Origin of the sequence: Pseudoalteromonas sp. GABNS16E, assembly GCF_028598715.1 — a bacterium.
GTDB classification, from domain to species: domain Bacteria; phylum Pseudomonadota; class Gammaproteobacteria; order Enterobacterales; family Alteromonadaceae; genus Pseudoalteromonas; species Pseudoalteromonas atlantica.
Genome location: NZ_JAQREZ010000043.1, coordinates 13,841 through 37,355 on the forward strand (window position 1 = coordinate 13,841; position 23,515 = coordinate 37,355).

General features: G+C 41.2%; 20 protein-coding genes. 3 read left to right on the plus strand and 17 right to left on the minus strand.

The window, feature by feature from the left end; translation table 11 throughout:
- Window positions 1–44 precede the first annotated feature (44 nt).
- The 11 genes from ttcA to ccoN all read right to left on the minus strand — a co-directional run bounded on the left by ttcA (window position 45) and on the right by ccoN (window position 10,092).
- Entirely contained in the window at window positions 45–962 is a 918-nt protein-coding gene (gene ttcA / locus PSI06_RS15680) for a tRNA 2-thiocytidine(32) synthetase TtcA (protein WP_029774533.1), read from the minus strand.
- A gap of 103 nt (window positions 963–1,065) precedes the next feature.
- Window positions 1,066–1,992 carry a universal stress protein UspE gene (gene uspE / locus PSI06_RS15685; RefSeq protein ID WP_024032584.1) on the minus strand — a complete coding sequence of 309 codons (927 nt, stop codon included), beginning with the start codon at window positions 1,990–1,992 and terminating at the stop codon, window positions 1,066–1,068.
- Window positions 1,993–2,098: 106 nt separating this feature from the next.
- On the minus strand, window positions 2,099–2,836 hold the full coding sequence (locus tag PSI06_RS15690; protein ID WP_273604233.1) for an FNR family transcription factor: 738 nt from the start codon (window positions 2,834–2,836) through the stop codon (window positions 2,099–2,101).
- 68 nt (window positions 2,837–2,904) lie between these two features.
- Window positions 2,905–3,576, minus strand: coding sequence for a sulfite exporter TauE/SafE family protein (locus PSI06_RS15695; protein ID WP_273604232.1), 672 nt, complete (start codon window positions 3,574–3,576; stop codon window positions 2,905–2,907).
- Window positions 3,569–3,736 (minus strand): cbb3-type cytochrome oxidase assembly protein CcoS, encoded by a 168-nt coding sequence (gene ccoS, locus PSI06_RS15700; RefSeq protein ID WP_002963071.1) that lies wholly within the window; start codon window positions 3,734–3,736, stop codon window positions 3,569–3,571. The genes PSI06_RS15695 and ccoS overlap by 8 nt, the downstream gene beginning before the upstream one ends.
- Entirely contained in the window at window positions 3,733–6,108 is a 2,376-nt protein-coding gene (locus PSI06_RS15705; RefSeq protein ID WP_273604231.1) for a heavy metal translocating P-type ATPase, read from the minus strand. The genes ccoS and PSI06_RS15705 overlap by 4 nt, the downstream gene beginning before the upstream one ends.
- Window positions 6,109–6,116: 8 nt before the next feature.
- Window positions 6,117–6,608, minus strand: coding sequence for a FixH family protein (locus PSI06_RS15710; RefSeq protein ID WP_004588822.1), 492 nt, complete (start codon window positions 6,606–6,608; stop codon window positions 6,117–6,119).
- A gap of 141 nt (window positions 6,609–6,749) precedes the next feature.
- A complete protein-coding gene (ccoP, locus tag PSI06_RS15715) occupies window positions 6,750–7,784 on the minus strand; it encodes a cytochrome-c oxidase, cbb3-type subunit III (RefSeq protein ID WP_054982343.1) in 1,035 nt (344 codons plus the stop codon).
- Complete coding sequence (locus PSI06_RS15720) at window positions 7,781–7,966, minus strand: CcoQ/FixQ family Cbb3-type cytochrome c oxidase assembly chaperone (RefSeq protein ID WP_004588824.1); 186 nt, start codon at window positions 7,964–7,966, stop codon at window positions 7,781–7,783. The genes ccoP and PSI06_RS15720 overlap by 4 nt, the downstream gene beginning before the upstream one ends.
- 5 nt (window positions 7,967–7,971) lie before the next feature.
- Window positions 7,972–8,646, minus strand: coding sequence for a cytochrome-c oxidase, cbb3-type subunit II (gene ccoO / locus PSI06_RS15725; RefSeq protein ID WP_004588825.1), 675 nt, complete (start codon window positions 8,644–8,646; stop codon window positions 7,972–7,974).
- 12 nt (window positions 8,647–8,658) lie between these two features.
- A complete protein-coding gene (gene ccoN, locus PSI06_RS15730; protein ID WP_004588826.1) occupies window positions 8,659–10,092 on the minus strand; it encodes a cytochrome-c oxidase, cbb3-type subunit I in 1,434 nt (477 codons plus the stop codon).
- A 339-nt stretch (window positions 10,093–10,431) separates the two neighbouring features.
- Between ccoN and PSI06_RS15735 the strand changes: the two genes are divergently transcribed.
- From PSI06_RS15735 to PSI06_RS15745, 3 genes are all read left to right on the plus strand, one after another.
- Entirely contained in the window at window positions 10,432–10,857 is a 426-nt protein-coding gene (locus PSI06_RS15735; RefSeq protein ID WP_029774529.1) for a hypothetical protein, read from the plus strand.
- 918 nt (window positions 10,858–11,775) lie between these two features.
- Window positions 11,776–14,220, plus strand: coding sequence for a TonB-dependent receptor (locus PSI06_RS15740; RefSeq protein ID WP_096041901.1), 2,445 nt, complete (start codon window positions 11,776–11,778; stop codon window positions 14,218–14,220).
- Window positions 14,221–14,323: 103 nt separating this feature from the next.
- Window positions 14,324–15,676: a hypothetical protein gene (locus PSI06_RS15745; protein ID WP_024032591.1), complete on the plus strand. Its 1,353-nt coding sequence runs from the start codon at window positions 14,324–14,326 to the stop codon at window positions 15,674–15,676.
- Between the two features lie 85 nt (window positions 15,677–15,761).
- Here PSI06_RS15745 and PSI06_RS15750 read toward each other — a convergent pair whose 3' ends face one another.
- Genes PSI06_RS15750 through PSI06_RS15775 form a run of 6 tightly spaced genes read right to left on the minus strand, consistent with a single transcriptional unit; the run spans window position 15,762 to window position 23,003 of the window.
- The gene (locus PSI06_RS15750; protein WP_273604230.1) at window positions 15,762–16,013 is read right to left on the minus strand and encodes a DUF3862 domain-containing protein; all 252 of its coding nucleotides are present in this window, start codon (window positions 16,011–16,013) and stop codon (window positions 15,762–15,764) included.
- 17 nt (window positions 16,014–16,030) lie between these two features.
- The gene (locus PSI06_RS15755; protein ID WP_273604229.1) at window positions 16,031–16,867 is read right to left on the minus strand and encodes a peptidoglycan binding protein CsiV; all 837 of its coding nucleotides are present in this window, start codon (window positions 16,865–16,867) and stop codon (window positions 16,031–16,033) included.
- On the minus strand, window positions 16,867–20,340 hold the full coding sequence (mfd, locus tag PSI06_RS15760) for a transcription-repair coupling factor (RefSeq protein ID WP_273604228.1): 3,474 nt from the start codon (window positions 20,338–20,340) through the stop codon (window positions 16,867–16,869). Before mfd ends, PSI06_RS15755 begins: the two co-directional genes overlap by 1 nt.
- 51 nt (window positions 20,341–20,391) lie before the next feature.
- The gene (locus PSI06_RS15765; RefSeq protein ID WP_273604227.1) at window positions 20,392–21,285 is read right to left on the minus strand and encodes a carbon-nitrogen hydrolase; all 894 of its coding nucleotides are present in this window, start codon (window positions 21,283–21,285) and stop codon (window positions 20,392–20,394) included.
- Window positions 21,282–22,337 (minus strand): agmatine deiminase family protein, encoded by a 1,056-nt coding sequence (locus tag PSI06_RS15770; protein ID WP_273604226.1) that lies wholly within the window; start codon window positions 22,335–22,337, stop codon window positions 21,282–21,284. The genes PSI06_RS15765 and PSI06_RS15770 overlap by 4 nt, the downstream gene beginning before the upstream one ends.
- Window positions 22,338–22,394: 57 nt before the next feature.
- Window positions 22,395–23,003 carry a PilZ domain-containing protein gene (locus tag PSI06_RS15775; protein ID WP_273604225.1) on the minus strand — a complete coding sequence of 203 codons (609 nt, stop codon included), beginning with the start codon at window positions 23,001–23,003 and terminating at the stop codon, window positions 22,395–22,397.
- Between the last annotated feature and the right edge of the window lie 512 nt (window positions 23,004–23,515).

Here is a 23,515-nt window from a genome sequence, read left to right on the forward strand (position 1 = left end):
TAAAAAAAGGGGCGAGTAGCCCCTTAACTGTATTTTTAAAACCGTTAGCTTAGGTTAATAGTAACCACATCAGCTTGTTGCTGTTGGTTTTCATCTTCATCGCTTACAGGCGCGTTAGGTATATCTGGTTTATCGAGTGCTATATCGCCGCCATCAATAACGTCGCCGGTTTTTAGGTTTTCAAAGTCAAATAGTTCTGTATCGGCTAAATGCGAAGGCACCACATTTTGCATTGCAGTAAAAATACTCTCAATACGCCCAGGGTGGTCTTTATTCCACTGCGCTAGCATGTTTTTAGTGTGTTTACGTTGCAGGTTTTCTTGTGAGCCACATAAGTTACACGGAATAATAGGGTAGCCTTGGCTAAATGCGTATTTACTTATATCGGCTTCTTTACAATAAGCGAGCGGACGAATAACCATATGCTCGCCGTTATCGCTCATTAACTTAGCCGGCATGCTTTTAAGTTTACCGCCGTAAAACATGTTTAAAAAGAGTGTTTCGATCATGTCATCGCGGTGATGACCAAGGGCAATTTTAGTTGCGCCCATTTCTTTGGCTGTACGGTACAAAATACCACGACGTAGGCGTGAGCAGAGCGAACACGTGGTTTTGCCCTCAGGAATTATATCGGTAACAATGCTGTAGGTGTCTTCCTCTACAATTTTGTATTCAATATCTTGTTTATCAAGGTACTCAGGTAAAACGTGTTCAGGAAACCCAGGTTGTTTTTGATCGAGATTAACAACAAATAAATCAAATTTAATAGGCGCCACACGCTTTAAATGTTTAAGCATATCAAGCATGGTGTAACTGTCTTTACCACCCGATAGGCATACCATTATACGGTCGCCTTCTTCTATCATGTTAAAGTCCATGACGGCTTGGCCAGTAAGACGGCGTAAACGCTTTTGTAGCTTATTTAAGTTGTATTGAGCTTTGGCTTGAGCTGAGTGAGACACTACGCCCCCTTATAAAACAATGCGGCAAATTATTTGCTGAAAATAAAGGGGCGTATTATATACCCAAGTACTGTGGGTATTAAAGCGCTAGTTAAGGCTTTGTTTAACTTTTGGCAAGCGGGCTTACGTAGCCATCAGGTTTTAATGCCAAGACATCGCAATCTAGGCTATCAATTACGTGCTCGGCAGTGTTGCCAACCAATGCGGCACTTAGCCCCGTACGCCCTACGGTGCCAATCACCACCAGTTCGCTATTTAAGCGATTTGCTACATCGGGGATCACATCCTCCGGTAGGCCTTCTTCTATAAAGCATTGCTCATTAGTTAAACTAAAGGTTTTAGCAAGCTCGTTGGTAGATTCTATGTGGTGTTTTTTTACAGATTCGTTATAAAGCCCAGGGTTAAATTCTGGTATCTCTATGGCAATATTAATGGGTGTAGCAGGGTAGGCATTAACTAAGTTAAGTTTAGCGTTGGCAAGTTCACATAAAAATTGTGCATCTTTAATAATGCGTTTATTAAGGGCTACATGCTCATCGTTTTCACTAACCGCATTGACCGCGGCTAAAATATTACCTTGCTCAGGCCAGGCCATTTCTTTTACAAATAACACAGGTGTGGGGCATTTACGTACTAAGTGCCAGTCGGTAGGGGTAAAAATAACCGATTTTAGCGCACCATGCTGATGGGTACTTTTAACAACTAAATCGTATTCTTGTTCAATAACGGTATTAATAATGGCTTCAAAAGGGCGGTTATGCCAGACCACCTGGGTGGTGATATTTACATCTGGGTAGGTAGAAATTATATCCTTAAGCCATAATTCTCTATCGTTTATAACGGCTTTTCGCATTGCTTCGCGCTCTTCAAACGACAACATGGTGGTCATTTCGTAAGAAAAGTCGTAAACAGTCATAAAGGCGGTAATACTGGCGCCTGACTTTTTGGCTAAATCAATCGAGCGAGCTAAACCGTGATGGTCATCCTTAGTGGGATCAATAACGGCTAAAATACGTTTAATAGTGTTCATATGCTACTCCCTTTTTAACTTACTTTCAGTGTAACGTAAATACACAGCAGTTAAAGGGGTAGCACACAAATTGTTGTTCTAAATCAAAGTTACAACACTTGTTAGCTTAGCGAGGCTTAATTATTGCTGCCGTTTTGGCGAGTGCGTCGCTGTCTAAAATAGTAATAAATTTACCTTCTACCTTTATTAAGTCCGCTTTTTGAAAACGACTTAATAAGCGGCTGATGGTTTCAACGGTTAGCCCTAAGTAGTTACCTATTTCACCACGAGTCATGGTAAATCTAAACTCTTTACGCGAGAATCCGCGCTCGCCAAAGCGCTCCGAAAGGTTATAAATAAAGCTCGCTAGGCGCTCTTCTGCCGATTTTTTATTAAGAAGTAGCAGCATTTCTTGATCGTAGGTAATTTCGCTACTCATTAAACGCATAATTTGTTGGCGAAGTTTGGGTAATTTACCTGCTAACTCATCGAGTGTATCAAACGGGATTTCGCAGACCATTGATGTTTCTAGTGCTTGCGAAAAGCTCTGATGAGCCATTTTACTAATAGCATCAAAGCCGACTAAATCGCCGGCTAAGTGAAAACCGGTAATTTGCTCATCACCTTGCTCAGACAATGTGTACGATTTAAATGAGCCTGAGCGTACTGCATAAATAGCATTAAGCGCAGCACCGGATTCAAACAAGTAGTCGCCTTTGTGCAGAGGCTTTTTGCGCTCAATGATTTCGTCAAGTTTATCCATTTCTTGGCCATTTAACGAAAACGGCAAACACAATTGGCTGATGCTGCAGTTGTTACAGCTAATTGCACAATTACTTTTAGCGCGACTTTGAGAGAAATCCATAATTTAATCCGTTTTAATTTTTATACACAGCAGTGAAAATAAACCGAGTGGCTTAATACAGCTGACGATTAATGTACTAGTTTGTCGGTGGCAATGATCAACAGGTACATACCATACCAAATTATAATACTGCCTAACACAATTCGCGTCCATGGGTGGTTAATAACACTATTAAGTTTTTGGGCGGCCAGGCCTAAGGTGATCATGGCCGGAAAGGTGCCAAGCGCAAAGCAAAGCATCACTAGGGCACCATCAAATGCACTAGGGCTGGTCATTGCCCATGTGAGCGCTGAATAAACCAAACCACAGGGTAGCCAGCCCCACAACGCGCCGTAACCCAATGCTTTAGCCGTTGAATCTACAGGCATTAAATATTTATTAAGCTTAACAATATGCTGCCAAATAAGTGTTTTGCCTATTTTTTCAAGCCATTGCAAAGTGGGGCCTAAGCGCATTATATATACGCCTACCAGCAGCATAAAAATAGCCGCAATGAATGAAAGGGTTACAGAAAAAAAAGTATTTTGCTTTGCAAATTGGCTACTTATACCCGCAACGAGTGCGCCAGCCAGCATGTAGCTACACGCTCGGCCAAGGTTATAAGCAAATGAATAAATAACAGATTGGCGCTTGTTACTGGCCAATTGCAATGAGCTGGCAATACCACCGCACATGGCAAGGCAATGCCCGCTACCAATTAAGCCCATTAAAAAGGCGCTGGTGTAAAGTGGGTCAATCATTACTTTTGTTGTGCTGTTCTTTATCATCTTCAAACAAAATACTATGACCTTGTTTGTTTAAATCAGAGAATTGCTCGCTTTTAACGGCCCAAAAAAACACGCCAATGGCAATAATCACAAATAATATGGCAATCGGGATTAAAATATAAATTATGCTCATAACTTTAAAAGCCTTAGTGAATTACTAATCACAATAATTGAGCTGGCAGACATACCAATAACGGCCATCCACGGGGCAACAAGCCCAAGCGCTGCAAGCGGTAAAATAGAAGCATTATACAACAAAGACAGCGCCAGGTTTTGCTTAATGATTCGCCTAGTTTGCTTAGCAACATTGAGTAGGTGCGCAATTGAGGCTAAATCACTGTTTAACAGCACTACATCGGCACTGTTTTTAGAAATGTCGGCACCAGTTTCCATTGCAATGGATAAATGAGCACTGGCAAATACTGGGCTGTCGTTAATGCCATCGCCTACCATGGCAACCACTTCGTTTTGTGATGACCATTGCTCCACGGCGGTTTGTTTATCTTTAGGCGACAGGGCGCTTTGGCTGCTGTTGAGCTTTAATTGTTTTGCTATTTTTTGTCCGGCGTCTGATGCATCGCCTGTGAGCATATGACAGCTCAAGTTTTGTGCTTGTAAGGTACTTATAAGCTCACTGGCACCGGGTTTTACTTTATCTATAAAGTAAAAACGAGCAACTACGCGTTTATTTATAAATAGGCTTGCTTGGGCATTTGTTTTTTTACTGTCAAACCAGCCGCTTTTACCAATAGCGTAATGATCATCTGCGCTTTGTGCACTAATGCCCATACCTGGGTGTACAGTAATGTTTGTAAGGGCAAGCTCGGTGGTGGCGTATTTATTAAATGCACTGGCTATGGGGTGCTCAGAATAACGCTCTAACTGGGCTGCAATATTAAGCGCTTGCTCTTTAGAGATTGTGTCATCGAGTATATCAATGGCATCTAAGCTAAATTTACCCTGTGTGAGGGTACCTGTTTTATCAAAGGCAAACAGCGTTAATTGCGAGAGGGTTTCGAGCACATGTGCTTGTTTAATTAGCACCCCTTTGCGGGTGAGCGTGGCTACAGCGCATGTTAATGCGGTAGGTATAGCAAGGCTAAGTGCGCAAGGGCAAGTGGCAACCAATACAGAAATAGTGATCCAAAACGCGTGCTCTGGGTCAATTTGGTACCAGCCAATGGCCGTTATAGAGGCAAAAACTAGCAAGCAGGCAATAAACCACTGGGCAACTTTATCGGTAATTTCTACCAGTTTAGGGCGCTTGGTAAGCGCAGTGTGTTGTAAGTGTATAATTTGGTTTAGTAGGGTGTTTTGGCCGATTTTATTTATTTTTATTTCTATTACGCCATCGTGATTAACACACCCGGCATACACATTGTGGCCAATAAACTTATTAACGGGCTGATGCTCACCGGTCATCATCGACTCATCAACGCTTGTTTGCCCCTTGATAAGCTCTCCGTCAGCGGGAATAGTTTCGCCAGCTTTTATGAGTACAACATCATTAAGCTTAAGCTTTTTAGCTGAAATAATATGCGCTTGGCCGCTTTCATCAAGGGTGCGGGCGGTTAAAGGCAGCAGCTTTTGTAAGTTGGCGGTAAACTCGCTGGCTTTTAATCGGGCCCTAAATTCGAGGTATTTACCTAATAATAATAAAAAGGTAAACATACATACCGATTCAAAATACACTTCGCCTACTTGCATAAATGTGGCATAACAGCTGGCGCTATACGCACCAAAAATAGCCAACGAAACAGGTAAGTCCATATTTAACTGTTTTGCTTTTAAGCCATTAATAGCATTAGTTAAAAAGGGTAATGCGCTGTATAAAATAACGGGGGAGGCAAGCACTAGGCTTATCCACCTAAAGTATTGCTCAAAGTTATTATCCATACCCGAGAACATGCCAAAGTACATGGCAAAGGCAAACATCATCACTTGCATGGTCATCAGCCCTGCAACACCTAAGCGGCGTATATAGGCTTTTGCTGTTTGTTGCTTTTGTTGTGCTTCGTCATCGGCTTGAAACGGGTAAGCTTTGTAGCCAATTTTGGCTAAGGAAGTAATAATTTCGCTCAGCGGGGTTTGGGTTTTATCCCATTGGATCATGGCACGGTTAGTTGAGGTATTAACATCAACGCGCTTTACCGTTTTTAAGCTAAGTAATTGCTTTTCGATAAGCCATGCACACGCGGCGCAGGTAATGCCTTCAACACTTAAAAGTACTTGGGATAAGTTATCGGTTGTGGCTATAAACTCATCTTGTATGTCTTCGTTGTCGTAGCTTTTAATAAACGCGAGTTGCTCAGGGACTAACTGCTCTACTTTATCAGCGCGTACGGTGCGGTATTTGTAATAGTCGGTCATGCCTTGGTCAACAATGTTTTGCGCAACTGCTTGGCAGCCAATACAGCACATAGGCTGTGGCGTGTTATCTATTGTTACGGTTGCGCGAAATCCATTTGGCACACTTTCAAGGCAATGAAAGCAAGAAACGCTCATAGTGGTGGCTACTTATAATTTGGGGTAACTAACAAAGGCTGCTCTGTAGGAAGAGTAATGTTTTCTTTTAACTTCCAACTACCATCCACCGGCTCTATAAATACAGAGTAAGCACCTGGTGTGTAGTTATCTAAAAGGGCAGTAAATTCTTTATTTGCATTAGGGGTAAGCGTTGCTTCAAAGTCATGCGCTTTGATGGTGCGATGATAAAAAGACAGCTTTAAAGCGTGTACGTTACTATAATCGCCTTTGGTAAAGGCAAAACTGGCACGCTCGTTTGTAACATTAAGCTTGCCATGTAAAAACAGTGCTTTGGCTTTTTCAAACTTAGTAAGTTCTAAGTTTATTGCTTTACCTTTTTTATAGTAATCATCAACCACCATATCTGGGCCGTTGCCCACAGCAGTAATAATTAAGGTTATGCACCCAATAATGGCCGCTAGCGGAAAAAAGATTAAAAACCAAGGCCAAAAATTTTTATACCACGGAGTAGGTTGCATAGTTGCTCTAAAATTAGTTTAGGTAGGGCTATTTTATAGCAAATATTTGTAAAAGACTAAAAAAAAGCCTCCGACTGGAGGCTTTTTTGATCTGGATTAATCTGTTGAAATAAAAAGATTAATTAATAGTTAACTCAGTGTTTATTTATCTTGCGATAAACTGTAAACATAGGCAGTTAACAGGTGAATTTTATCTTCACCTAAAATGTCTTTCCATGCTGGCATTACACCGGCGCGGCCATGGTTAAGGGTTTCTTCAACAGCGCGTTGAGAGCCACCGTATAACCAAATGTTATCTGTAAGATTTGGTGCACCAAACGGTAAGTTATGTGCAACAGAGCCTTTACCATCTGCACCGTGACACGCGGCACACATTGCAAACTTAGCGGCACCTGCAGCGGCATCTTTTTGGTTAACAGTACGACCAGACAAGCTAAGTACGTGCGCTGTCATTTCTTTAACGCCTTGCTCACCAAGTGCTGCACTCCAAGAAGGCATTGCTGCTACACGACCATAAAGAAGCGTTTCTTTAATTTTGTCTGGTGAGCCACCGTATAACCAATCTTTGTCAGTTAGGTTAGGGAAGCCAGTTGCACCACGTGCATCTGAACCATGACATTGCGCACAGTTTTGCGAGAATAAACGCTGACCAATTTCAAGTGCTAACTGGCCGTCTGTTTGTTCATGCTTTTCGCCATTTTCAAGGGCTACTTGCTGCGCTGCATCACCTTCAAATTTAGAGTTAACTAAATCTAATACTGGTACTTGTGCAAGCTTGTTAAAAATAGGACCAAAGCGCTCTTGTGCTGCTTCGTATTCTTTATCAAGCTTTACATAGCGGCCTTCTTCTTTTGCTTTAGCCGTGGCTTCTTTAGATTCCGCTAAAGAGGTAATACCTTGGTTAGAGCTTGTCCATTTACCTAAACCTTCCCAGTTACCTAAACCTGGATAAGCTGCTAAGTAATATACCGACCAAATAAATGTTGCGAAGAACATGTACGTCCACCATTTTGGGAGTGGATTATTTAGTTCGGTAATGCCGTCATATTCATGTCCGCAGTCTTCACCTTCTTTTACGCCAGCATAGTTTTTAAGGTTCCAAACTAATAAGCTAAAAATGATGATTAAGCAGGCTAGGGTTAATACAATAACCCAAATACTCCAAAAGCTAGTCATTTTTCAGACTCCTTTTCCTCGTTAGAGAGTGTGTTGTTATGTTTTTTTTCATCTTCGAAAATGGCATTAGCAGCGTCATCAAAACGATTTTTGCTACGCTTGCTGTATGCCCATACAACAATCACAATAAACAATACTAAAATTACCAGAGTCAAAATGCCTCTGTATGTTCCGTAATCCATAATAATTACTTCAAGTGGGTGCCAAGTTGCTGTAAATACGCGATTAGGGCTTGCATTTCTGTTGCGCCTTCGCCGTTATTCATAGCGTTAACTTTATCAACATCTGCTTGTAGCTCTTCGTCGCTGCCATAACCTAAACCCGGGTGTTTAGGGTTTTCTGGGTTAATAGCAAAAGTATCACGGAAAATTTGTAGTTTTTTCAGAGTCAGGCTGGTATCAACCTTAGTCTCTGCTAACCAAGGAAAACCTGGCATGTTCGACTCAGGAACCACGGCGCGTGGGTCAACTAAGTGTGCATAATGCCAATCGTCCGAGTAACGGTTACCTACACGTGCAAGGTCAGGACCAGTACGTTTAGAACCCCATTGGAAAGGATGGTCCCATACTGATTCGCCCGCTACAGAGTAGTGACCGTAACGCTCAACTTCATCACGAAAAGGACGAATCATTTGTGAGTGACAGTTATAACAACCTTCACGTACATAAATGTCACGACCTTCCATTTCAAGCGCGTTAAGTGGGCGCAAACCTTCTACAGGTTTTGTTGTATCGTCTTGGAACATTAGCGGAGTAATTTCAACTAATGCACCAAAACTAATAGCAAAAACAGTCAGAATAGCCATTAGGCCAACGTTCTTTTCTACTATTTCATGTTTGTTTTGTGAATTTTTATTGCTCATCATCTCACTCCGTTATGCTAATTGTGCTTGCGCGTCTAACTTCAGTGATTCTTTCTCAGCTGAAATTGTACGCAGAACGTTGTAAGCCATAACTAACATACCTGTAACGATGAATACACCGCCTACAAAGCGCATAATATAGAAAGGATGTGATGCTTCTAAAGACTGAACAAAGCTGTACATTAATGTACCGTCAGAGTTAACTGCGCGCCACATTAGACCTTGCATAACACCTGAGATCCACATTGCAACAATGTAAAGTACAACACCTACTGTGTGCAACCAAAAGTGCGTGTTAACCAATTTAACGCTGTACATACGACCTTGTGCGAATAATGCAGGAATAAGGTGGTAAATAGCACCAATTGAAATCATCGCAACCCAACCTAGTGCACCTGAGTGTACATGGCCGATAGTCCAATCTGTGTAGTGAGATAATGCATTTACAGATTTAATTGCCATCATTGGGCCTTCAAACGTAGACATACCGTAGAAAGACAATGAAACAACTAAGAAACGCAGTACTGGGTCGGTACGTAGCTTATGCCAAGCGCCAGAAAGCGTCATTATACCGTTAATCATACCACCCCAAGACGGTACAAATAGGATAATAGACATAACCATACCTAAACTTTGCGTCCAATCAGGAAGCGCAGTGTAGTGAAGGTGGTGAGGACCTGCCCAAATGTAAAGTGAAATAAGTGCCCAAAAGTGAACTACCGACAAACGGTAAGAGTAAACTGGGCGACCTGCTTGCTTTGGTACAAAGTAGTACATCATACCTAAGAAACCAGCCGTTAGTAGGAAACCTACAGCGTTGTGACCGTACCACCACTGAACCATGGCATCTACCGCACCTGCGTAGATTGAGTATGATTTAGTTAACGACACAGGCACTGCCATGCTGTTTACAATGTGTAGCACTGCAACAGTAATAATAAAGCCAGCGTAGAACCAGTTAGCAACGTAGATGTGCGATACTTTACGTTTGATCAGCGTACCAAAAAATACTACTGCGTAAACTATCCATACTACCGCGATTAAAATATCGATTGGCCACTCAAGCTCTGCATATTCTTTAGAGCTAGTAATACCCAGTGGTAATGTAATTACGGCTAATACAATAACAAGCTGCCAACCCCAAAAAGAAAAAGCGGCGAGTTTGTCTGAGAAAAGTCGCGTTTGACAAGTACGTTGAACGACGTAATAAGACGTCGCAAAAAGTGCACTGGTACCAAATGCGAAAATTACTGCGTTCGTGTGTAACGGACGTAGTCGAGAGTATGTTAACCATGGTGTATCAAAGTTAAGTGCTGGCCAAGCTAATTGGGCAGCAATCAGAACCCCAATACTCATGCCAACGATGCCCCAAATCACTGTCATAATAGCGAATTGGCGTACAACTTTATAGTTATACTCAGTTTGTGATGCTACTGTTTGGCTCATTTTCTGGCTTCCGCTGCAATAAATGCGTTTAGAAATGAATTACCCACCGTTTAAAGTGGGGCCTACTATTTTCCCCAAGCGTATTACCTAAAACGTTCAAAGCCTGAATGCTTCAGAAAACAAACTCGAGAAACCCTTATTTTTTGCGGGTGAAATGATAAATTTTTTGGCCTAAAAAAGATAGGTCAATTACATAAAATTATGACATCAATCAAAGTTTGTGAGTTTGTTGTTTATTTTTTGATACAGATTGTACCTATATTAACCAAACATCACACTGGCTATTGTTATTTCAAAGCATGCTAATTAAGATTTGTTTTTATTTAGCGCGGATTTGTTATGCATATATATAGATTATCTTTGTTTTTAATGCTGTTTTTTGTATTAACAGGCTGTGACAATGCCAACCAAAAAGATCAAAAAGCACTGTTAAAAACAAATTGCGACACGAATCAGCGCTGTATTTATAATACCGGTGTTAAAGTATGGTTAAGTGATAAAAATATTACCCCCGAAACCCCCTTTAGTATTTACCTTGATTTACCCGACCACCTAAAAATAGATAACGCTAAGCTTGAAAGTATAACCATGTATATGGGTTTTATTCCGCAAAAGTTCACTAAAGAAGCAACTATTTATAAAAGTGACACTATGGTGGGCATATGCTCTGAGAAAAATATGCTGTGGCAACTGGTGCTTAATTTAAGCAATGTTCAAACTGGTGAGCAAATCACTCACTTTTATAATTTTTACGTAACGTATTAAGAAACCTTTTCATGCCAATCATTTTTTTAGCTGGTACATATCAAAATAAAGCTATTAATTAGGTATTACTATAATAAGCTATTCCTATAATAAGGCATTACTATTTAGCGGTATGCCTTTTATATGCAGCGCTGCAATAGCAAGTGTATAAAATTGTATTTAAAGCACTAACACATTTAAACCTCTTTGCTGCCTTGTATGCTGTAACCTTTTTTTATTCTCATCTGTTTTGTGTTGGTGTGCTTACTCGTTCTTGTTATGGAGTGAATTGCCTTACGCCAATAGGGTGTATTTTACTTGTTTATGGTAAAAGCGTATTACTTGCATTACTGGGCATGTAAAAAAGTAAATCCTGCTTAGTTTCATGATCACTATTTTAATAAAGCTAAACGCCCTCAAATTAAGACCCTCTAATGATTTGCTAAATTAAATAACGCCTTTCGATCCGAGCAAACGTTGAAGTCTCGCTGAACAAAAAAACATTACCCAAAAAACGAAATAAATAGCTTAATAAGACTATTTAAGCGGTAAATCTGCATATTTATGGTTATTAATTTTATTACAGCTTTACGGTTTTACTAATGCGCTGTGATTAATATGTTAATTTTTCTAAAAAGGGTATATTTATCCACTAATTACATTTGATTACAATCTGCATAACTTTGATTTCAGGTGTGTTTTAATTGCTTTGTTTTTGTTGCATGCCCATGATTTTTAATTGTTTTTTTTAGTTAACACTGCAACAAGCTATAACCTTTGTACCTTTTTTGGTTATTCTTTTTTGGTGTTGTATATATAGCAATCACCCATTAAGTTTTTGTTCAGTTAGCTCAGCCTAAGTTGCCCCCCTGACTCACAATTCTTATAAAAAGTGAGCATTACCAATCAAGGTAAATTTCCAACAAGTAGGGTTTATTCATGAAAAAATCAACTCTTGGTTTAGCTGTAATCGCAGCAATCCCAATGTTCTCAAGTATGCAAGTAGTAGCGGCCGAAGATGGCGCAAACGCTATTGAAAAAATTCAAGTAACGGGTTCTCGCATTAACCGTACGGACATGGAAACGGCTAGTCCAATCACTATCATCGGTGATGATTTTATTGCTAAAAGCGGTTACACATCAGTTGCCGATGTGCTTTCAAACCAGCCATCAGCTGCTGGCATGAGTTTAGGTGGTTCAAGCAATAACGGCTCAGGTGGTTCAGCTACTGTAAATCTAAGAGGTATGGGCGCACAACGTACTCTAGTACTTTTAAATGGCCGTCGTATGGTTTCATCTGGTACTGGTGCCGATTCTTCAGTTGATTTAAATACCATTCCAGTAGCAATGATAAAATCTATCGAAATCTTAAAAGATGGTGCATCAGCGGTTTATGGCTCTGACGCTATCGCTGGTGTTGTAAACATCATTACTAAGAAGGATTTTGAAGGTACTGAACTTAATATTGAAGGCAGCCGAACGACTAAAGCTGATGGTAATAACTACGGCTTTAGCTTACTTCATGGAATGCAAGTTGCTGATGGTAACTTAGTTGTTGGTGCACAATTTTCAAGTCGTGGAGAAGTGATTCAATCTGACAGAAGTTTTGTTGAACCAGGTCAATCTTCTTTTATCCCTGAAGGGACTTTAGGTGGAAAAACTTACGAAGGAAATGGTGTTTTTGAAGATAGAACAACATCATATGATTACACTACGTCTAGTTATGCACAAACACCTAATGATTTATACAGTGTTTTTACAAGCTATGACACGGAGCTAGACTCTGACACTACATTAAATGTAGATTTAATGTATACACGCCGCGAGTCAACTCAACAGTTAGCTCCTCAACCAGCAAGTGTAGATCTTCAAACTGCTAATTTAGATGCCGAGTATACTTCAGCATTTGTTGAAGACGGTGCCCTTGCTGATACTTTAGAATACCGACGCAGAATGGTTGATGCTGGTCCTCGTATTTATGAGCAAGAAACTGATACTTACCGTGCATCTTTAGCGTTGCAAGGAACATTGGATAACGATGCTAGCTGGGATATCAGTGCAACATACGGTCGAAATGATTCTAAAGATACCGTTCAAAACTCAATAAATGCTAGCCGTGTTGAAGAAAGTATCTATGCTAATCAAGATTTGTGGTTTAGTGGTGACTCATTAGAGCGTAACTTCTTAACCTCAAATGACTCTATTTACACAGAGCAAAATGAAGGCGGAAATGAGCAGTTTATCCTTTCTGCTGGATACAGTAACGTAACTGAAAATGATATCGGCTATGCAATAGGTGTTGAAAATCGCTATGAAAGTGGTTTTTATACTCCAGATCTAATTACACAGCTAGGCGAGAGTACAGCAGCTCAACAAGACCCAACAGAAGGTGATTACTCTGTACAGTCGGTGTACTTTGAGACGTCTGTTCCTGTTTTAGAGAGTGTAACCTTAGAAGGTGCAGCTCGTTATGACAATTACTCTACTTTTGGTGGCGAAACAACGTGGAAATTGGGCGCTACTTGGAATGTTACAGATACCTTCATGGTGCGCTCAGTACTTGCAACAGGTTTTAGAGCACCGAATGTAGCTGAATTGTTTGGTGGTAACTCAGGTTCTTATGATTACCTTGCAGATCCATGGGGTAATGAGCAAGACGCTCAGATTTTGGTTAACTACACAAGTGATCCAGATCTTCAGGCAGAAGAGAGCCGCTCATTTACGTTTGGTACTGTATGGGAAATTACTGATGGCTTATCAACGACTTTAGATTACTGGAAGTTTGATATTACTAACGCAATTACCCGTCTTGATGTTCAAAATGAAATGAACAACTGTTTTGCAGGTGATGCTGAGTCTTGTGCTTCTGTGAATATTACGTCATCTGGTGATTTATCTGATTTAAGCTCAGCTCTTACAAATGTCGGAGCTCAAGAAACGTCAGGTATTGACTGGAATATTAGCTACACAGCCGATAATTACCGCATTAACTTAGATACGACCTACCTTATCGAGTTTGAGCAAGATGATATTGACTACACAGGCACTATTGATGGTAACGTTGGTGGATACTCTAAAGTAAAGTCTAACCTTTCTGTAAGCTATGATATTACCGATGCATTCAATGTTCTTTATAATGCACGCTTTATTCGTGGTATGGATGGTGATTACTACGGTGAGTCGTTTAGCACTGATAACGTTATATACCATGATATCTCGATGAGCTATAACATCAATGATGCACTTCGTGTTACTGGTGGTATGAACAACATCTTTGATAAAGAACCAGAAGAAGTACTAGGTGGTAATGATATGGGCACTGTTCCAGAAATTTACGATGTAGTGGGTTCTCGCGTGTTTGCTAGCGTAAACTACAAGTTTTAATTAGCACATTAATCGTATTAAGGCTCAGTGTTTACTGGGCCTTTTTTATTGAACAAAATTAAGGAGACCAGTACACTTATACACTCAATAAAAGGAGAGTTGTTTGATAAAACAAGATGAAAATTTATCTTTTGTCATAGAACCAGAGTTATCCCCTCGCTCTGAGCAGCGTATCGACCTGTATTTTTCTATACCCAATGAAATGGGTATAAACGTGCAAACCCTCAGTGAAGAGTCTTATTTTAATAACCACTTTAAATCGCACTTAGCTTATAACGCTAAAAACATACACTTACCCTTAGTGCGTAGCCGCTTTGTTAGTAAAAACAAAGGTGAGCAACAAGATTACCGCCAAAACCTTAATTTGTACTGTTATCAGGTGCGTTTAGCGCTCGACGCTGATATTAAAGATGCATTAAAAATTCAAGAAGTGGATGCTTTTTATGCCCGTGCACAAGAGCTGTTTGAGCAAAGTGAAGGGCTGCTAAAAAAGCTGCGCAGATATACCCCCGATGATGAAAAATTGGTGCCGTTTTACACCAATGCCGATAACTATTTAAGTTGGCATGTTGAGCAGTCGTTTTTAAAGCTATTAGATGAAGGCCCGCGCAGCAGTGACTTTGCGAAAGAGCGCAACGACTTACTGCAATTTTGTAAAAACGAAAATACATACCGGTTTGAGCAAAATTACAACTCAGAAACCACGTTGCAAGATGGTAACCGCATTACGAATAAAATGCGTTTACTGCAGCGCCTTATAGAGCACGGCGTTATTTTGCATCGCAATACGCGTTATTTAAATAGTTACTTAAAGCGTTTAGTAAAAGGCACGGTTACAGCTGTCATTATGGCATTTGTAATGGTGGTTATACTTAACGCGCGCTCAACCTTTACCGAAGTTACCGCTACCCTTATTTTAATATTAGGGGTTATTTACGGCTTGCGAGAAATATTTAAAGAAGACATTACGCGGGTAATTTGGCGCGCTATTGTTCGCGGGCGTCCTAAATGGCGGTTTGTATTTAAAAACAGCATCACTAAAGACCGCGTTGCAAGTCAGTTTGTGTGGCTTGAGTATATGCGTTTTAAAAAAATCCCTAGTGAAGTAAAAACAATATTTTCAAAAAGGCGTCAGCAAAACAAGCTAGCCGCGCAGTGGCTGCATTTTGCCAGTGAAACACGTGTTTCTGCTAAAGAGTTTTTACCAGGTTACGATACTCTACAGCAAAGTATGCGCTTTAATTTGGCGCCCTTTGCACGGTATTTAAAACGCGGCGAGGGCAAGCTGTATCATTTAGATGGTAATAAAATATCAAAGCAAGCGGTTGAAAGGCGCTACCAGTTAAATTTGGTGATGGTACTAAAAGACGAGGAAAGAACTTTGTACCAGCGTTACAAAATAACCCTTAATCGCAGTAAAATAGTTAATATTGAACTTATTTACTCTAAAAAATAGAAAATAAAAAAGGGATAGCAACGGCTATCCCTTAGTGTCATGTAAATTTACCTAATTTACCTAATTTACCTAATTTAGTGCAGTATTACTGTGTTATACCGTGCTTAGAATAAATAGTTACCTTGTCTGAAACGAGTGTTATTTCTATGTTTTTAGACTCATCACCCCATACACAATTAGTATGTAGGGTTTTTTCTACGCAGTTATCAGCAGAGCCTAAAATAGCTTCTACTTCGGATTTATCCATGCCAACTTCAATTTTTTCGTAGTTTTCTAGGCTTACTTTTGAACAAGCTGCCAGGCTTAGCGTTGCTGCGATGATCAGGAGTTTTTTCATTGTTATGTCCTATTGATTTAGTGTTTATACTTTCGTATTTGTACAATCATGCCCATACGAGGATGATCAAAGTAATGGATTTCACCACTAATTACACGTTTAAATTGTGAAAAGCGGGCCGATTCTATATCCCCATTAGGTAGTTTTTCGTTTACGTCAAAATCAGCGGTTATGTAAAGGTAGTGGCGTAAATGTATTTTAAATAAACCATCTAGCTCCCAATAGCTTAGGGGCTGCTCTAAGGTATCAAATAGCTGTGGCTTACTTTGTACTAAGCTAATAAAGTCGGGATTTGAATAATTAGGCGTAGTGTTAACGTCGCGTTTTATATGATCCCCAGAAATTAAATGTATGCTAGGCGCACGCGATTTACTTGCCCCTTCAAAGCGCCAGCCGGTATGTAGTAGCGGGGCTAAACCTTTTCTGTCTAAAGCGCGGCGCTGGGCAGTAAATTGTAATTGCTCAGGTGCGAGTAAATAGGGCTCATCCATTGTATCTTGTGCCGGTGCTAATGGCGTAACGGGCAACTCGTCGTAACTTTTCATAAAGTCGATACTGTTATCACACACACCCGATTGTGGGTTGGCATTAACTAAAGAATCGGTAAACGAGCGTTTTTGAAAGCGACTATCGCCATCTATACATGCCTGCATAGCTTGCTCTGTGTATAAAGGGGTGAGTAGCTCTAACGTATTTTTCGCCTTAATGGGCTCGTGCTTTAAGCTAAAGTCTTCTTGTAAATAGGGGGCAGGGCGCTGTTTAAATACCAGCACTTCTACTTCAAACCAACGTTCTGCAAATGCGCTGCTGCTAAATAAGCAACATAACACGATAAGCGATTTTTTTAGCAACATTAATGGCTAACCTTTTTTTCGAAATCTGCAATCATTGCAGTGACCATTTTTAAGCGTTCACGAGGGTTTACCTCATTAATTGCAAAGCGCAATTTATTTGCGCCATCCATTTTGTACACATGGGGTGCACTTTGTATCAAGCCTATGATGAAGCTAGGATTAACCTTCGTATTTTGGCTAAATTCAAAGTAGCCCCCTTTAGGGTTTGCCTCTATTTTTGTAATTCCTAAATCGCTAGCACGCATTTTTAGTTGCTGCATACTAAATAGGTTTTTAGTGGCATCAGGTAATAAACCAAAGCGGTCTATTAGCTCTACTTGTAATTCGTCCATATCGGCAAGGTTAGCACAACTTGCAATGCGCTTGTACATACCTAAACGCGCATTAACATCGTGTATGTAATCATCAGGTAGTAAGGCAGGGAGTTTTAAATCAACTTCAGTTTGCTGCTGAAGCAGGTTTTCAAGCGTTGGCTCTTTACCATTTTTAAGGGCATTAACCGCTTGCTCTAGCATTTCCATATACAAGCTAAAGCCAATAGTTTGCATTTGCCCTGATTGATCGTCGCCTAATAGCTCACCCGCACCACGTATTTCTAAATCATGTGTAGCAAGGGCAAAACCTGCGCCTAAATCTTCCAACGACTCAATTGCTTGTAAGCGTTTGGTGGCATCTTTAGAAAGTGCTTTAGCATCGCCGGTTAATAAATAAGCATACGCTTGGTGGTGGCTTCGCCCAACACGACCGCGTAATTGGTGTAATTGCGCAAGGCCAAGTTTATCGGCTCTGTCCATAATAATAGTATTAGCAGTAGGCACATCAATACCGGTTTCGATAATGGTGGTACATACCAGTACATTGTATTTTTGATGATAAAAGTCTGTCATTATTTGCTCAAGCTCTTGCTCGCGCATTTGCCCATGAGCAGAGGTGACACTAGCCTCTGGCACCCATTCGCTGATCTCTTGCGAGACTCGCTCAATAGTCTCAACATTGTTATGCAAAAAGTACACTTGGCCGCCGCGTTTAATTTCACGCAGTATGGCTTCGCGTATTAAGTCGCTGTCGCGTTGGCGTACAAAGGTTTTAACCGCTAAACGCTTAGCAGGTGGGGTGGCAATAATAGATAAATCACGCATGCCGCTCATCGCCATATTTAAAGTACGCGGAATAGGCGTTGCAGTGAGCGTTAATATATCTACATCAGCACGTAATGACTTTATTTTTTCTTTTTGGCGCACACCAAAGCGGTGCTCTTCATCAACAATGAGTAAACCTAAGTCATTAAATTTAATATCTTGCTGAATTAATTTATGCGTTCCAATAACGATATCTAGTTTACCGTCGGCCATTTTTTCAAGCGTGTCTTTTTGCTCTTTAGTTGAATTAAAGCGCGACAACACTCCCACTTCGATAGGGAAATCGGCAAAGCGGTCTTTAAAGTTTTCGTAATGTTGCTGAGCCAGCAGGGTGGTTGGTACTAATACGGCGACTTGTTTGTTATCGTTAACCGCTACAAACGCGGCGCGCATAGCCACTTCTGTCTTACCAAAGCCTACATCACCACACACTAATCGGTCCATAGCAAGTTTTGATTGCATATCACCAAGTACGGCTTCAATAGCATTACGCTGATCGTCAGTTTCTTCAAATGGAAAGCTGTCGCTAAATTGGCGATAGCTTTGCCCATCGAGTGCAAATTTATTACCTGGTTTTGCTTGGCGTTGTGCGTAAATATCTAACAGCTCTGCGGCTACATCACGTACTTTTTCGGCGGCACGCTTTTTGGCTTTCTCCCAAGCATCTGAGCCAAGTTTATGAAGCGGGGCGCTTGCTTCTTCACCGCCCGAATAACGGCTTAGCATATGCAGTGCCGATACCGGCACATACAGTTTTGCTTCACCGGCATAGGTAATGGTAACAAACTCAGTGATTACCCCTGCCGCGTCAATTGTTTGCAGGCCTTGATAGCGACCAACACCGTGATCAAGGTGCACAATTGGCTGGCCCTCTTTAAGCTCGGCTAAGTTGCGAATTAGCGCATTTTGGCTTGCTTCGTATTTATGTTTACGGCGCCTCCGTTGCGACACCTTAATACCTAACAGCTCTTGCTCGGTAATAATAGAAAGGCTCGGTTTTGTACCCAGTACAACACTTTGCTCAAGAGGGCTTACAATTAAGCCTACATCGCTTTGGCTTTGTGTAAATTGCTGTAAGCTTTCAAATTCTTTAAACTTTAAGCCGCTTGGCTTAAGCACGCTTAATAAAGACTCGCGGCGACCATCAGACTCAACACTTAATAAAATACGGCTTTTTTTCTTTTTTTGCTCTGCCACATAGTTAATAAATGCGCCGTAGGGTTCGTGTTGTTTATGATCGATTCTTACTGCGGGCAGCTCGCTCACATTTAAGTTTTTATTGCCTGCTTTAGTGGGCAATTTAGCTTGCGATAAACGTATTCGTGAAAACTCACCTAAATTAGAAAACAACTCATTAATAGGTTGATACAACTCGCTGGGCGCCAGTAGTGGACGCAGGGGATCTACTTTTCGGTTTTCGTAGCGTACGTTTACATCGTGCCAAAAGGTATCTGCGGCGTGTTCTAAATCACCTAGTTGCATAACCGTAGTGGTGTTTGGCAAGTAATCAAAAATGGTGGCAAGCTTTTCAAAAAACAGCGGCATGTAGTATTCAATACCGGCCGGCCAAGTACCTTTGCTTACTTGCATGTAAACAGAGTCTTGCTCTGAGCTGGCCCCAAATTTATCGCGATAATTTATTCTAAAACGCTCAACGTCTGCTTCGTTGGTTGGAAATTCATGCGCGGGCAGTAACTCAATTTTATCTACTTTTTCATCTGAGCGCTGGGTTTCTACGTCAAATAAACGAATAGAGTCGAGTTCATCGTCAAAAAAGTCGAGCCTAAATGGGTGCACACTGCCCATTGGGTACAAATCAACAATAGAGCCACGTATTGCGTATTCACCGTGCTCCATTACTTGTTGTACGTTTAAATATCCTGCTTGTTCTAAATTACAGCGCAGGTTATGGGTGTCGAGTTTATCGCCTACTTTAAAATTAAGGGTAGAGCCATAAATAAACGAAGCGGGCGCAGTACGTAGCATTAACGTAGATACAGGCACTATAAGTACGCTTTGCTGCTCGTTTTTTAAAGTGTTTAAAGTGGCTAAGCGCGCTGAAATAATATCTTGGTGCGGAGAAAAATGGTCATACGGCAAGGTTTCCCAATCAGGAAATACCATTACCGGGTTATCTGGCAATAAGTATTCGAGCTCGGTTTCAAGTCGCAATGCGCTTGGCGTATCTGGCGTAACAATAAGCACTAAATCGTTTTGCTGTTTTACACCTTCTGCAATGGCTATACTTAGTGCACTGCCAGTTAGCTGCCCCCATTGAATTTTATCTTTTTGAGATTTTACCCACGGCAAGGCTGCCCATTGCTCAAACGCCATTTAGTGCTCCATTTTTTAGTTGGCGTTTGCTCACAAACGCCATGCAGTTATTTAGTCTCGGTAAATTTTTGTTAAGTCTTGATAGTGATCAATTCTGCGGTCGCGTAAGTACGGCCATATACGTCTTACGTTTTCAGAGGCTTTTTGATCAAGTTCTACTACTAAAATTTGCTCATCAGTATTGTTCGCCTCTGAGAGCATTTCGCCTTGAGGGCCTGCAATAAACGAGTTACCCCAAAATTGTATACCTTCGCTTTGTCCGCTAGGGTCGTTTTCGTGCCCTACACGGTTACAGCTAATAACGGGTACGCCGTTCGCAACCGCATGCGCACGCTGGCTTATTACCCACGCGTCTTTTTGGCGTGTTTGCTCTGCGTTATCATCACGTGGGTCCCAGCCTATTGCGGTTGGGTAAATTAGTACCTCTGCGCCAGCCATGGCCATTAAACGGGCCGCTTCAGGGAACCATTGATCCCAGCATACTAAAACACCTAACTTACCTACTGAGGTTTGAATTGGCTCAAAGCCTAAATCGCCTGGTGTAAAGTAAAATTTTTCGTAAAAGCCCGGATCATCAGGAATGTGCATTTTACGGTATTTTCCCGCAATGGTGCCGTCTTTTTCAAGTACCACCGCGGTATTGTGATAAAGCCCAGTGGCACGTTTTTCAAACAGTGAAGCCACAATAACGATGCCGAGCTCTTTAGCAAGCTCGCCCAGTGTGTTTGTGCTTGGGCCCGGAATTGTTTCGGCTAGGTCAAATACATTCACATCTTCTGTTTGGCAAAAATACAGACTACGATGCAGCTCTTGCAAAACCACAAGCTGTGCGCCTTGCTTAGCAGCATCACGAATGCCAGCAGTCGACTTTGCCATATTCTGGCAGGCGTTATCACTGTTAGTTTGTTGCACTAAGGCAACGGTTAATTTTGCAGGGCTTGTCATTGTGCTGCTCCAGCTAAAAATCCACGAGGTAATTGCATGGTAATGCAATGTAAACTACCAAATTGTTCAATAATAGGTAGGCAATTAACGCCAATAATAGTGTGCGCTGGGTATGCTTTTTGAACTTGCGCTAGCGCCAGTGCGTCGTTGTCATCGTTATACGTCGGGACTAAAACCGTATTATTGATAATCAAGTAGTTTGCGTACGTTGCAGGTAAACGGGTGTTGTCATCATCAAACACTGGTTTTGGCCACGGCAAATCAATTAACGTATATGGGGTATTATTTTGCGTTTTAAAGCTTTGTAGCTGCTTTTCCATCGCATCTAATGCGTTAAAGTGCTCATCTTCTTTAGCATCGCACTTAACATACACAAGTGTATTATTGGGGGCAAAACGTACCAGTGTGTCGATATGGCTGTCGGTATCGTCACCGGCTAAGTAGCCATGATCTACCCATAAAAAGTCAGTTGCGCCTAAATGCGTTGTTAAAATTGACTCAATATCGCCTGATGATAAATCGGGGTTGCGGTTTTTATTCAGTAAACATTCGCTGGTTGTAAGCAACACACCGTATTCGTTAATTTCAATGCCGCCACCTTCAAGTACCACATTCAGGGCTTGGTAATCAGTGTTTGGATTACTTAGCTTGTTTACCAGTACGGCGTTAATTTTATTATCGAGGGCACTTTCGAACTTATTACCCCAGCCATTAAAGATAAAGTCGTAAATTTTAAGTTGGCGAGCGTCGTCAATATTCGCGCAGGTAATAGGGCCGTGATCCCGTGCCCAGGTATCGTTTGTTGGTGTAACAACAAAGTGCACGTGGCTTAAGTTTATATTTGCTTTTTTTAGCAAGGCAGTAATGTGGCTTTTAAGCGCCGCGTTATGGGCAACAATAACAAGCTGCTGCACGGCTGTGATATGCGTTGCAAGCTCAACATAAACAGGCTCTACGCGTTCAAGCGTATCAGCCCAGTCGGTCTGTGCATGGGGCCAAGTAAGCATAACGGCGTCTTGCTCAGCCCATTCAGGTAAAAGTCTAAAGTTCATGAAGTTTTGATACAAATTACGGTGGCGCTAGTTTAGCATTTTACATGCATATGTCAGCTATTTATCGCCGCTAGAATCATTGTCAATTTGTTCGAGTTTTTGGCGTTTTTTTAGCTGGCGTGTTTGTGCATGTAAGCTGGCTCTGACAACTAATTCTTGGTCTGTGGTTCTTATTGCAGTAAACAGTAATGTGTATTGGTAGTGTTCGCTGTCTTGTTTTTCAACGGCCACAACTTCTGTATAACAGTAGACGGCTGAGGCTTCGTGGTGTAAAAATAGCTTTGTTCTAAATGCTTGGCCTATTGCGTATACATCAGGCGAAGTAAAGCGAATGCCGCCTCCGCCGTAGCTATCGCACTGGATGGCGTTATCTTGAGCTTGCTCTGAGGCTAAAATGTGGCTCATTATTAAATCAATTTTACGCGACTGTGCTTGTAAAAAAGCCGCCAGCTCTTGTGCTAAATCGCCTAAGTTTCTAAGGGGTCTTAAAGAGGCCTGTTCAAGCTCACTGACTTCGTTAGCTAGCTTAAATAGAGGAGGTATGTCGTCTTCAAGCGCGAGTTGAGATTGCGGCACTAACTGATTTTCTACAGCAAATAAGTTTACTCGAATGCTTTCATTTATTTGAAAGTATTCTTCAAATTCGCTTAATCTTTGACTGTTCATAATTATCTCCACTGCGTATTCATTAAATAGTAGCGTTGTGGGGAGTAAATTGCTAGCAGATAAAAATGCTAAATGGTTTGTTTATAAGCCAGTTTTTAAGAATGTTGATTAGGGCGTGTTGAACTTTGCGGATTGAAATTTGTTTAATCTAGGGGCGATTAAATTGCGGCGTGAGGTTTGTAACCTAGTGGGCATGATAACTGCTCCTGCGTTTCGCCTATTTATATGGAATAACTACACTTGATAGGCGCTGCCTTGCCTAAAAACCAAACACGCTGCTGCAAATTTAACTATCAAAAATCAACACGCCCTAGTAAAAAAGCGGCCAATGTCATCCTAACATCGGCCGCTTGGGTATTGATTAATTAGCGCTGGGAGTGCTTATTTAACCTGAGCTGCACATAAGAAATGGAACTAAATGCCCTTGCGGTGATCAGATCTTTCGACCAAGAAACATAAGATTACCAAGGCAAGGGCATGAATAACTTAGATGCAATTTACGTAGATGTCGA

Excerpts from the sequence above, each read along its gene's own strand:
- mfd (WP_273604228.1), bottom strand. The coding sequence starts at position 20,340 with ATGGCGTTTGAGCAATGGGCAGCCTTGCCGTGGGTAAAATCTCAAAAA.
- uspE (WP_024032584.1), bottom strand. The coding sequence starts at position 1,992 with ATGAACACTATTAAACGTATTTTAGCCGTTATTGATCCCACTAAGGAT.
- PSI06_RS15695 (WP_273604232.1), bottom strand. The coding sequence starts at position 3,576 with ATGATTGACCCACTTTACACCAGCGCCTTTTTAATGGGCTTAATTGGT.
- PSI06_RS15775 (WP_273604225.1), bottom strand. The coding sequence starts at position 23,003 with ATGAACAGTCAAAGATTAAGCGAATTTGAAGAATACTTTCAAATAAAT.
- PSI06_RS15710 (WP_004588822.1), bottom strand. The coding sequence starts at position 6,608 with ATGCAACCTACTCCGTGGTATAAAAATTTTTGGCCTTGGTTTTTAATC.
- PSI06_RS15740 (WP_096041901.1), top strand. The coding sequence starts at position 11,776 with ATGAAAAAATCAACTCTTGGTTTAGCTGTAATCGCAGCAATCCCAATG.
- PSI06_RS15705 (WP_273604231.1), bottom strand. The coding sequence starts at position 6,108 with ATGAGCGTTTCTTGCTTTCATTGCCTTGAAAGTGTGCCAAATGGATTT.
- ccoO (WP_004588825.1), bottom strand. The coding sequence starts at position 8,646 with ATGAGCAATAAAAATTCACAAAACAAACATGAAATAGTAGAAAAGAAC.
- PSI06_RS15720 (WP_004588824.1), bottom strand. The coding sequence starts at position 7,966 with ATGGATTACGGAACATACAGAGGCATTTTGACTCTGGTAATTTTAGTA.
- ccoP (WP_054982343.1), bottom strand. The coding sequence starts at position 7,784 with ATGACTAGCTTTTGGAGTATTTGGGTTATTGTATTAACCCTAGCCTGC.
- PSI06_RS15765 (WP_273604227.1), bottom strand. The coding sequence starts at position 21,285 with ATGACAAGCCCTGCAAAATTAACCGTTGCCTTAGTGCAACAAACTAAC.
- PSI06_RS15755 (WP_273604229.1), bottom strand. The coding sequence starts at position 16,867 with ATGTTGCTAAAAAAATCGCTTATCGTGTTATGTTGCTTATTTAGCAGC.
- ccoN (WP_004588826.1), bottom strand. The coding sequence starts at position 10,092 with ATGAGCCAAACAGTAGCATCACAAACTGAGTATAACTATAAAGTTGTA.
- PSI06_RS15750 (WP_273604230.1), bottom strand. The coding sequence starts at position 16,013 with ATGAAAAAACTCCTGATCATCGCAGCAACGCTAAGCCTGGCAGCTTGT.
- PSI06_RS15690 (WP_273604233.1), bottom strand. The coding sequence starts at position 2,836 with ATGGATTTCTCTCAAAGTCGCGCTAAAAGTAATTGTGCAATTAGCTGT.
- PSI06_RS15735 (WP_029774529.1), top strand. The coding sequence starts at position 10,432 with ATGCATATATATAGATTATCTTTGTTTTTAATGCTGTTTTTTGTATTA.
- PSI06_RS15770 (WP_273604226.1), bottom strand. The coding sequence starts at position 22,337 with ATGAACTTTAGACTTTTACCTGAATGGGCTGAGCAAGACGCCGTTATG.
- ccoS (WP_002963071.1), bottom strand. The coding sequence starts at position 3,736 with ATGAGCATAATTTATATTTTAATCCCGATTGCCATATTATTTGTGATT.